Annotated in this window: 6 protein-coding genes and 2 pseudogenes; 7 read left to right on the top strand and 1 reads right to left on the bottom strand. The window is 42.1% G+C overall.

The window, feature by feature from the left end:
* The 4 genes from Q0413_RS04655 to Q0413_RS04640 form a co-directional block, all read left to right on the top strand.
* Positions 1–889 (top strand): hypothetical protein (locus Q0413_RS04655; protein ID WP_298987767.1); only part of this gene is annotated, 889 nt, incomplete at its 5' end.
* Positions 890–1,169: 280 nt separating this feature from the next.
* Positions 1,170–1,718: a hypothetical protein gene (locus Q0413_RS04650; protein ID WP_298987766.1), complete on the top strand. Its 549-nt coding sequence runs from the start codon at positions 1,170–1,172 to the stop codon at positions 1,716–1,718.
* 185 nt (positions 1,719–1,903) lie between these two features.
* On the top strand, positions 1,904–2,704 hold the full coding sequence (locus Q0413_RS04645) for a hypothetical protein (protein WP_298987765.1): 801 nt from the start codon (positions 1,904–1,906) through the stop codon (positions 2,702–2,704).
* 159 nt (positions 2,705–2,863) lie between these two features.
* The gene (locus Q0413_RS04640; RefSeq protein WP_298987764.1) at positions 2,864–3,523 is read left to right on the top strand and encodes a hypothetical protein; all 660 of its coding nucleotides are present in this window, start codon (positions 2,864–2,866) and stop codon (positions 3,521–3,523) included.
* A gap of 212 nt (positions 3,524–3,735) precedes the next feature.
* Here Q0413_RS04640 and ybeY read toward each other — a convergent pair whose 3' ends face one another.
* The gene (gene ybeY, locus Q0413_RS04635; protein WP_298987763.1) at positions 3,736–4,395 is read right to left on the bottom strand and encodes an rRNA maturation RNase YbeY; all 660 of its coding nucleotides are present in this window, start codon (positions 4,393–4,395) and stop codon (positions 3,736–3,738) included.
* Between the two features lie 54 nt (positions 4,396–4,449).
* Between ybeY and Q0413_RS04630 the strand changes: the two are divergent.
* The 3 genes and pseudogenes from Q0413_RS04630 to Q0413_RS04620 form a co-directional block, all read left to right on the top strand.
* Positions 4,450–4,716 (top strand): annotated as a pseudogene (locus Q0413_RS04630) (7-cyano-7-deazaguanine synthase); the annotation flags it as partial.
* A gap of 408 nt (positions 4,717–5,124) precedes the next feature.
* Positions 5,125–5,571: pseudogene (locus Q0413_RS04625) on the top strand (7-cyano-7-deazaguanine synthase); the annotation flags it as partial.
* A gap of 326 nt (positions 5,572–5,897) precedes the next feature.
* Positions 5,898–6,261: hypothetical protein (locus tag Q0413_RS04620; protein ID WP_298987762.1), on the top strand; the 364-nt coding region annotated here is incomplete at its 3' end.

Below are 6,261 nucleotides of genomic sequence, written 5' to 3'. Positions count from 1 at the left end.
ACGCAGAAGTCATGCAAAGGCGCCTCGCAGATCGCAGACAGATAGTGATAAGCCTGATGCTTGCGATCTGAATTTAAAACCGGATTTAAAACTAGATGGCTCGGAGTTTGCAGATGATAGTACAGAAACATATACCTACAAGAACGCGAGCCTTTCGAGCAAGGATAATACCATAATCATAGATTATGACAGAGCCCCATTAATCATCACGGATCATCTCTATCGCGATTACGTTAAATATCAATTCCCCGCGATGTGCTGCGTATTTTTAATATTTTTGTTTTTTGCCGTCATCGTGGTAGGGCCGCCAGAGCTAGGCGTATTGCAAATGTTTATCCTAGTGCCCTTGCCGCTCATAGAGGCAGCTAGGCGCGAGGGCGAAGCATATTTCGTGATGACGAACTCCGCCGTCGCGTATTATAAAAAGGGCGAAATTGTGAAATTTTTTGAGCTACAAAAGATCGGTGCGATGGCGATTAGCTTCGATTGCAGATGGAGTTGGAGGCAGCAAATGCCGTTAGCCCTTAAGATCGTTATCGCCGTTTGGGTTTTACTCGCGCTTAAGTTTGGCGGAGACGACGAAAGCGTGAGTGTTAATATTAGAAATATAGTTTGTATTTTTACTATGGTACTTACCCTGCTTTACGGCTCTAAGATATTTATGCATCTACATAATGGCAGCCTCGGATTTTTCGGCATTCACGATCAGCTCGTGCTATATAAAGAAAATGCCAACGTCGATATAATGAATATTTTGATGGCAAACAAAGATGAATACGTGCAGCTACGGGAGTATTTCTTAGCCGTGCTAAATGTCGATATAGATGAGCTACGGCGCACGATGTCGGTTTTCGATGAAAAGATAGAATTTAAGAAATTTAAATTCTAAATCGGCGCGCTTGAGGGTTTGTCTGCAGGAATAAATACATACTCTGTGAGTTTTGGCTAAGCGTGCAGTTAAGCGAATTTTATTTATCTAAATTTTGCTCGCAGAATTTACATGATACGACTATAAATTTTACGCCCCGTCATTCTTATATCAGATTAAAATCAAAATATAATATCAAATTGCAGCGTTTTAATCTTAACGGGGGGATATAATAAGTCATCGCTCTTTTTGAAAGAGGCAAAACTATTTGCACCGATATAGAACATAGAAAGGCGACGATTTGAAAAAACTACTTAGAAATTTTATGATTTTTGCAGGTTTCATCCTTATGCTATATACCTCTTATTTTCTATATTTTTATTCTAAAAGAGCCGAATATGCGGCTATTTTATTGCAAAAGGCGCTTGGGTATGAAGAGAAATTTTTTACTGAGAAAACACAAAATTTAGACCCGTCTGAGCAAACCAAGCTAAGGCATGAGTTTGAAAAAGAGAAATCAAAGCTAGAAAAATATTGCAGCGATGCCATAATAAACGGCGAAAATGGCCATTGCAAGGTTTATTATAACTTCGATTTCGACTATATTCATTTTTACGACGGGCGAAATCAAGATATCGCGCTGGGCTACGACTTTGATAACGAAAGCATCGAGTTTTATAAAAAGCTATCAGATCACTATGATTACAAAGGCAAAAAATGCAGATCGCGCAGGGTATACAGCGAGCACCATGCGACATTTGCGATTGACAATTTTGAGTATGCAAAATTTTGGTTGGGAAATTACGGTGAATTTACCCTAAAAGATCCATATATCCATGAATGTGAATAAAATTGATTAGTGCTTTAAACACTGAAAGCCTGCCGTATAGATCGGCGGTATATGCATAAATTAGTATTTGTGCGGATATGATAATATATTTTATATCAGATTAAGTAATTATGTTATATAAGCTTATGTAACCGATAACAAAAAACGCTTTTAGGATTCCAAAATCCCATTTTAAGGAGCAAGGGATGCAAATTCGTGCTTTTATTTTAGCGATCTTGTTTGCCGTATCGTTCGTAAAAGCGGATGATATAAAGCAGCCATCGATGCCATGGCAACTGGAATCTATTTTATGGAAAATTCAAGATAAAAAAGTTGTAAGAAAAGCTCTTCACGAACCTATGATTCGGGGCGCAACTACGTTTAACGGCAAGAGTTTTTATTTTTTTAAGATAGAACAAAATGCAACGCTCAAAAAAGAATATGAAGAGCATTTATCAAAAGAGAGAGACTTCTGTAATGACTTTTACGACGATCTATTCGAATGGAAGAATATAAGCGTAATCAAACCTCTGGTTTTTGATACGACGAATTACAACAATCCCGTTTTAAAGAAAAATATGGGCGATTGCTGGTATATGGATATGAATAAAACGATTAGAGACGGCTTTATCGGGAGAGGATTTACATTGTATAAATTTGATAATAAGCTTTTGTATATTATGATTTACAAAACTACTTCTTATATATATCAGACGGATGATTTCGCAAATCTCGCTTACATTTTAGATCTGCGGGAATGTAGTAAAATCATAAAAAACCCTCGCAGCAGGGTAAATTTAGAAATTCCGGGCAATATTATATATAAACCGCGTCTGTTTTATGCCGAACCGATACGTTATAAAGATATAGACTATCTACTTTTCATAGATTTTGACAATACGCATAGCGGTCAATTACTCAATGTCGCAATCAGGAAATTTAAAGACGGTATTTTACAAATGCCTGTTTGTAGTAATTCGTATTTAAACACGAAGCTTTATCAATAGGAGCAGTTAGTTATGCGGATTCATATTTTTATCTTAATGATCGTATTCGCACTATTTGCGAATGCATACGATGCGAGCGATACAGAAATTCATTTTGATTTAAAAATAGCTTTATGGAAGGCTCACGATAAGAAAATAGTCAGAAGCAATGCTTCCGGTATGACAGAAGGAGAAACCACTTTCAACGGAAAAATAGTTGGCTTTTGGCGAATAGAACAAAATGCAACGCTCAAAAAAGAATATGAAGAGCATTTATCAAAAGAGAGAGACTTCTGTAATGACTTTTACGACGATCTATTCGAATGGAAGAATATAAGCGTAATCAAACCTCTGGTTTTTGATACGACGAATTACAACAATCCCGTTTTAAAGAAAAATATGGGCGATTGCTGGTATATGGATATGAATAAAACGATTAGAGACGGCTTTATCGGGAGAGGATTTACATTGTATAAATTTGATAATAAGCTTTTGTATATTATGACGTATAGAGATTTTCGGTTATACGAGATGTCTTTTGCAAATTTTATGTATATTCTAGATCCGCAAAAGTGCGGTAAGATTATAAAAGACCCCTCAAACGATTCATATCATAGCAGGATAGATTTTGAGGATTATCGAAACAAGATCGCAGGAAACACCCTGATTTATTTCGGACCGATAAAATATAAAGACGAAGACTATTTGCTTTTTATCGATTCCGTAAATTTAATAAACGGTCTTAAAGCGGTTTCTATTAAAATTAGTAAATTTAAAGACAAAGTTTCACAAACATCCGTTTGTAGAAATTTGTATTTAAATACAAAAATTTACCATTAAGTAGTTAATCATACAAACGCATTCAGTTGCGATTGATAAATTTTGAGCATGCGAAATTTTGGTTGGGAAATCATGGCGAGTTATCCTAAAAATCCTTTTATCGCTGCGGTTTTGGGCTTGTAGTTTTTGCTTCCCAATCTGCGTTTTTAAAATTTGATTAGAATTTTAGGCCGCCGCGCATGCCTTGCTCGCCCCTTTTCGATATACAGCGCCTACTCCTCATTTCCCTCCGTTCGCACGATCAGGCTTTTTGGAAGGCGAAATTTTTCGATGATCTCGCACTCTTTGGCGCGCATCTGTCCGTCGTCGCTCTCGTGATCGTAACCTAGCACGTGCAGCATGCCGTGCGTAAAAAGTAGCGCCGTCTCGTCATCCCTGCCGTGCCCCAGTTGCGCGGCTTTCAGCTCTACGAGGTCTAAATTTATCACGACCGAGCCGAGCAGCGCGGGAGCGAAATTCTCGTCGCCAAAATTTTCATTCTTTAAATTTTCATCGCTAGGACTTTCGCCCTCGGAATTTTTGGAATTTATGGTATTGGAATTTTCACTCGCAGAATTTGCGGCGCTTGTATTTTCACTAGCGGAATTCGCGACGCCTGTATTTTCACTAGCGGAATTCGCAGCGTTTTGATTTTTAGAGCCGCTGTTTTCATGCGTGGAATTCTCTTCGCCCAAATCCTCGCCGAAGCCCGCAAACGCCGCAGGATCGAGCGGGAAGCTCAGCACATCGGTCGCCTTATCGATGCCTCGCGTTTGCGCATTTAGCTGCCGCATCTCCTCGCCGCGCACAAAAATTAGCTCGACGCTCCCGCCGCCCAGCTCCGCCGCGATAGCGTCTAAAATTTCGGGATAGGGCTGCTCGCAAAGTATCATTTTTACCCCTCTTTTATAAAATTTTCGTATAATTTTAGCAAAAAAAGGACGAAAATGAGAGCTTTATGCGTGATCAGCGGCGGCATGGACAGCGCGACCTGCGCCTATATCGCGAAGCGCGAAGGTTACGAGATCGTGGCGCTGCACTTTGACTACGATCAGCGCACGATGGGCAAGGAGCGCGAGTGCTTCGGTAAAATTTGCGACGATTTAGGGGTCGCAAAGAGGCTGATTTTAGACGCTCGCTTCATCGCGCAAATCGGCGGCAGCGCCCTTACGGACGGCGCCTTGCCGATCAGAAAGGGCGCGGCGGAGCTTTGCGGCGCGGCAAATTCTGTCGGCGCCGAGATTGATAGCGTGGCAAATTTCAAGAGCGCTCGCCTAGACGGGCAAAATTTTACTGCGTCAAATTTCTCGGCGAGCCCTGCGGACGCTCCGCTCGGTGCAGATTCGGCGCGAAATAGCGGCGGCTGCGCGCAGAGCGGTGAAATTTTAACCCAAGGCGGTGAAGCTTCACTCGGGTACAATGGAATTTCACCGCAAAGCGGCAAAATTCCAACTCAAAGCGGCAAAATTTTAGCTCGCGACGACAAAATTTCACTGCAAGACGGCGAAATTGCATCTCAAAGCGGAGCCGAGCCGCAGCAGGGCGATGAAATTCCACCCAAGCACGCAGGGGGTGAAATTTCACCACAAAGCCAAAACAATCAAATTTTATCGCCAAGCCAAAGCGATAAAATTTCACTGCCAAGCGGCGAGAGCGTGTTTTCGGATCTACCGAGCACCTACGTGCCGTTTCGCAACGGCGTGTTTTTGAGCATCGCCGCCGCGCTCGCCGAGAAGGAGCGCTGCGACGCGATTTTCATCGGCGTGGTGCAGGAGGATAGCAGCGGCTACCCCGACTGCGGCGCGGAGTTCATCGGCGCGTTTGAGCGAGCGCTCGATCTGGGCACGAGCCGCGGCTTTCATCCGCGCATCAAAACCCCGCTCGTGCACCTTAGCAAGGCGCAGATCGTCTCGCTGGCGCTTGAAATCGGCGTGCCGCTGGAGCTTACGTGGAGCTGCTACGAGCGTGAGGACGCTGCGTGCGGGCTTTGCGACAGCTGCCTGCTGCGGCTTAAAGGCTTTGCTGGCGCCGGCGCGAAAGATAAAATCCCCTACGCGATAGAAGCTTAGGTGCGTCGCGGTTAAATTTACCGAGCCCGCATAGCTCGGCGTGTCATCGCAGCGCTTGATATGCGCGGGTTTTGAATACGTAGCGCCGCATAGTTTATAGTGGGATTTTAAACATACGGCGGCGGCTTGCACTTTAGTGCGCGCCGAGCCGCGGCTGTAAATTTAAACTGCGCTTCGGAATTTGAAAAATTTTAATGCGAGCGTTGCGCACGGTTCAAAGCGAAAATTAATTATAAATTTAATTCCTGCGCTATATTTATTAGCGCATAGGCGAATATAAACATATCATAAAATCTAAGATTATTAAATTTCTTAAGGAGGAGAGAATGGCGTTTGTTACAGAGCGTATTTCAAAAGAGGATGTCGAGAAATACGATTTACTAAAACCCTGCAATGAGATATGCAATAAGTATTATCAGGGTGAGCTTGATTGGGTAGATTTAAATTCAAGAAGTTGGTGCATAGATCGAGAAAGAGGTATTTGGCTTTTTTCAGTGCGCAGTATCACTATCGGAGATCCTAGAGATATGAACTATAGCGGCGAGGATATATGGCTTTTGCACTATAAAGGTAAAGATATAGAGATCGATTTAAGAGATATAAACAACGAAAATACTGGTAAAAAAGTTACGGATAATCCATTTAAAATAATATATGAACTAGAATCCATAAGAAGCGATATCGGGGATA

The organism is uncultured Campylobacter sp. (assembly GCF_938045465.1).
GTDB lineage: Bacteria > Campylobacterota > Campylobacteria > Campylobacterales > Campylobacteraceae > Campylobacter_B.
This window is presented reverse-complemented; position numbering and strand designations above follow the sequence as displayed.

Coding starts and splice junctions, on each gene's coding strand:
- Q0413_RS04645 (WP_298987765.1), top strand. CDS start 1,904: ATGCAAATTCGTGCTTTTATTTTAGCGATCTTGTTTGCCGTATCGTTC.
- Q0413_RS04640 (WP_298987764.1), top strand. CDS start 2,864: ATGACAGAAGGAGAAACCACTTTCAACGGAAAAATAGTTGGCTTTTGG.
- ybeY (WP_298987763.1), bottom strand. CDS start 4,395: ATGATACTTTGCGAGCAGCCCTATCCCGAAATTTTAGACGCTATCGCG.